We start from the raw sequence: 4,745 nt of genomic DNA, 5'->3' as shown, positions 1-4,745 counted from the left end.
TCCGCACTCATCATTAAATGGAATGACTCCGTATCAGTATTCAAAATCAATTGCATAATCTATTTCATGTTCCAGTTTTTCTTGACCAGGTCATCTGCATATCTTACATAAGTAAGTCTTCTATATTCATTGTCCATTTGATCACTGTAAGGCATTTGTGTTAGTTTTTTCTTCAGTACCTTCACTTCTTGCTTCCAGTTTTCGATACTATCAGAGTCTTCTTGTTCATCGGTATTATCAATTTTCTTCTCAAGCCTACGCATTTTACTTCGTACGTTTTCATATTCAGGATTTTTCTTTCGTCTCTTTCCTTGATTGAAGCTGTTCTTAAAAGATTCCATATATACGTCCAATTCATTAAGGTAAATATTTGAGAGTATCGGGCTTATAATACCACCTTGTGGAGCTCCACTATATGTGTTGTGAAACTTCCACTCGTCTAAATACCCCGCACGTAAGAACTTCCAAATGAGTTCTATGAAATTTTCATCGGAAATTTTTCTTCGCAGAATCCCCATTAAAGTATGATGTTCAATGTTATCAAAGAAACCCCGAATGTCTCCTTCTATGAACCATTTACTTCCTGTAAAAGTACGCTTTATTTCTAATAGAGCGCTATGACAACTTTTATTTTTCCGGTACGCGTGTGAGGAATTAGAAAAATTCGGTTCATAGATTACTTCTAAAATCATGCGAATAACTTCTTGCACTAATTTGTCACAGAAGCTGGGTATTCCTAGAGGTCTTTTCTTACCATTTTTTTTCGGTATATAGACTCTTTTGGACGGGTAGGGTTGATAACTCTTGTTTTTCAACACTTCAATGAGCTGTTCTACTTCTTCCATAGAAAATCCATCAATAGACCTTTGGTCTACTCCCATAGTTAATGCACCATCGTTTTTACTTAGATTATTGTATGCCAGTAAAAAGAAATCTGGATTGTAAAGATTTCGATAGAGTCTTGTATATTGATACTTTTTATCGAGACTCTTCTTTCGCAGATTGCTTAATACTACTTTTGGACATTGCATAGTGCCTTTCGCACCTCCCCAATTTGGTAATAAGCTAACAGACTGCCTTCCTTCGCCTTGTACTAGGCTTTCCCTAGCTCTGACTACTATGAAGGCTCCGTTGCCATATCAGATATTCATAAGCCATACTTCTTGACTGTTGGGTCTTGAAGTTATCCTTAATAGCCATTTTGGCATTCTGACGTAGGCAATCCCCATTTAGTAGACAAGGAACTTGCACGTACGATTTCGGATACGACGTTCACACGTTTCTTCTATATAGAAGCGGGCAACAGATGACCTTATTCATGTAGGATGACATACACTATCCTCATGACATCTGTTAAATCTCGTTCGTAAGCATCTTCCAAGATTAGTTACGGTGGCCTCCCTTGTGCTATCGTTCAAGCAGTCTAGCTTTTATCCTTATTCGTACTTTATATCTCGCCGTTCAGTCGTGGCTTGATGCTTAGCCAACTTACGGCTTTCTTGGCATGCTGTTGTCCCCCTTCAGTTTCCCTCCAAGGTAAACCAAGTGATACTAGGTCATGTAAGGTTAGCCTAACGGCTTGCAATCACCGTTTTTCCTTGCCCCCTTATGGGCGCACCATATCTACTAAAAAAAATCATAAATTTGTTGTTATTCGACACAAGAAACTCCAATATCCAAAGCATTTTATAGAACCTTTTTATGAAGTTCTGGGCAATTTACATATACAATTAACCATAATTTGTTTATGGTTAATTCATTATTAACTATCAAATTTAATTTGAAATTTACTAAGAGAAAATCCTGAATATCTTGCCAGAGTAAGTTTAAAGGCATCATAATATATTCTAATGTTTTTATTGGTTTTAATTTTTAAAACAAGATTTATTTAATATAGCATTCTGGAATTCATCCTGTTTTGTCTAATTTTAGGGAATCCGATTCAACTTGCAAAATATATAAATAATTATGTAGATATTTGTTATTGACTTCCCTAAAATCTGATAAAATTCTATTTATTTTAAATTGAATCTATGGGGTGCTTCCCCTTCTCCCTTAACTTCTGTAACATTATTTCTGTTTATGATTAAATACCTCTAATAATTTATAAAAGTTTACAAATTATTAGAGGTATTTTGGGCGAAGATTAAGTCGTTTTAAAAGTCAAAAATATTATTAGAAATATCCCTATTTTAAATTGAGTATTACTTTTTACTAGTAAAACGCTACTTAAACGCATAGCGTTCCAAAAGATCCCCTTATAAACTTTTAATGTATTTCAAATTGAAAAAATATTAGCTAGATGCTAATTCTATTAATGAAAGCTTTGATTCTTACACATATATCTAGTAAAATTCTTATATCGGAATCAAACTTCTAATAATAAAATTTCAAGTAAGCCTTTAATTATCGTATTGTTTAATAAATATTTTCTTGTTTTCAAAGGTGAACGTTATCAAAACGGATAGCGTTTATAATTTAATTAACCACAATTTTAGATACATAGACTAATCTAAAAGACAAGTATCTGCTCAGGAATCCTTTTGAAGGTAGTAAAGTCCTTTTACATTGTAGCCCTATAAAAGTCTCTATTATTAGAGGAATGCCCCTACTAATAAAGAAAGAATATCTAACACACAAATAATGGAGGTGTCAAGTTTGGAATATGGATATTTTGCACAAGAAGTAGCAAAGCAACTAGATATTAATACTAATACACTTCGTAGATGGTCAATTGAACTAGAAAAAATGGAGTACATATTTGAAAGAAATGAACGTAACCAACGAATTTATTATGAAAATGATATAGATATTTTAAAACAAATGAAGGAATACCTAAATCAAAACTGGAAATTAGAAGAAGCCGCTACGCGAAGTATTGATATAGTTGAAGAAAACGTACGAAAAACGGATAGCGTTCAGGAAGAAATTGATACTGAAGTAACACTTCAGAAACGTTCACAGGCGGATATTTCAATAATTCAAGATAAGTTTTCTTATATGTTTAACCAACAAGAAAAAATTGTACAACAAAACCAAGATATTATTAATTTATTATTACAAGAAAGATCAGAAAAAGAAGAAAAAGATTTACAAATTCAATTACTACAAGAAAAACTAGATAAAACAATTCAATTGCTAAATGAAGATCGACAAGAACAACTGGATAACACTAAGAAAACGTTCATTCAACGTTTGTTTAATCGAAACTAATTGGGGGTTATATTTTCTATCAAATACGTATCCCAATAAAAAAAAGCGGTAATTACCGCTTTTTTTTTATTTTTTAACCCATCTTCACAATGCTAAATATAGATCTTCAAAAGGAGTTCTTCTTATGTCTGTTTTTAATACCTATTTAACTTCAAAAATAAAGTGAAATTTTAATAATACAAATCTAACTACCACTCATCAAATGTTTTTATAGTTATAATCTTTTTAATAACTTTCATACATACCTTCTAAGTACAATGCATAGATGGTAAATTGATTTAAACTATAATGTTATCAACTGAAAAAAACTCAAGAACCCCTGTTTTCCCATCCTTTCCCTAATTCCTTTTCTAAATTTCAGCAAATCAAATTAAAAGGAAGAACGCGACATAAACGCTTAGTATTCATGCTAAATTTCAGTGTGTGTATACTTAAATTCTATATAGTTATTCCTCAACTTAAATTTAAATTCAATCTTGTATGAAATTTAGATTATTGTTTGCAATTGTATTGCGTTTTAAGACAATTCCACCGTGACAAGATTATATACATATTTCTATGGCCTTTCCTATGAATTGCAAAGATCCTCAGTATTAATTAATATCCATGTATTGATCATGATTTTCAAAAATTAGCACAATGTTTTTTATTGGTTTTTGGGAAGCTTGGTTAGGTTCTGTAATTCCCTAACTTTTTAATAGTTTAATAGTTTTATACTTTCGGACCAAAGCAAGGATATCTCCCCCTACAGAAATGGGTTTAACGGTTTATGAACGCATGGCGTTCACGTTTTATAAAGTGTTAAATTAACGCTTTATAAGCGCTCATCCTATAATTCTTTTAATCTTGTTGTAATGCAATTATATGTTGAATACTTAAATTACGTTTTTTTATTACAAATATCGCATGATAGCTCATTTTAAATAAAACTACAATGTTAAAATAATGTGCTCCTGAACTTTCAGCTTTACCAACACATTTTTTAACAACCCCTATAAGCTACTTTAGTATAAGTCGCATTTCTCTCAAAGGCTTATAAACATTGATATGAAAAGGATAGCCGCTACAAAAACGGATAGCGTTCACGTAATTTTAAACACTAAAATAACACTTTGATAACGTTTATATAATAGTTAATTTAGTTACATTCTCTAAAACATCAAATCCTCTTAAAAGTATTAAACTTTCAAGTTCAACTAACTACTTTATTTGCTAAAAACTGAATTCCAACTTAAATAATTGAGTTGGATCATATACAAAGTACTCCCTCTAATTAATGCTTTCATTATTACTTTTTGAACATTTTAACTTAAGCAGTCTATCAGTTATTACTTTTGACCTAAAGAGCCATACCGAATCATATAATGTAAACTGTGAACTCACATTATATACATCTATTAAAGAAAGCAAAACACCCTAAATTAATGCATTTAATGGTTTTGTTAGTAACGGTGGTAAAATCCTTTATAACAACGGTTCCAAATTCCCCAAAAATAACGGACAATGGTTTCAAAACGACAATGATGGAGTGG

Annotated in this window: 1 protein-coding gene and 1 pseudogene; one reads left to right on the top strand and one right to left on the bottom strand. The window is 31.4% G+C overall.

Translation table 11 applies throughout. From position 1 onward, the window contains the following. Positions 1–83 precede the first annotated feature (83 nt). Positions 84–1,031: pseudogene (locus tag F3I02_RS19535) on the bottom strand (reverse transcriptase domain-containing protein); the annotation flags it as partial. A gap of 1,627 nt (positions 1,032–2,658) precedes the next feature. On the opposite strand from F3I02_RS19535, the gene F3I02_RS19530 reads away from it, so the two are divergent. After that, positions 2,659–3,213, top strand: coding sequence for a MerR family transcriptional regulator (locus tag F3I02_RS19530; protein ID WP_196478312.1), 555 nt, complete (start codon positions 2,659–2,661; stop codon positions 3,211–3,213). Positions 3,214–4,745: the final 1,532 nt, after the last annotated feature.

It is taken from the genome of Bacillus sp. SRB3LM (assembly GCF_015712745.1).
Lineage (GTDB): Bacteria > Bacillota > Bacilli > Bacillales > Bacillaceae_G > Bacillus_A > Bacillus_A thuringiensis_K.
The sequence above is the reverse complement of the archived record's forward strand: the minus strand, read 5'-3'. Positions and strand labels throughout refer to the sequence as shown.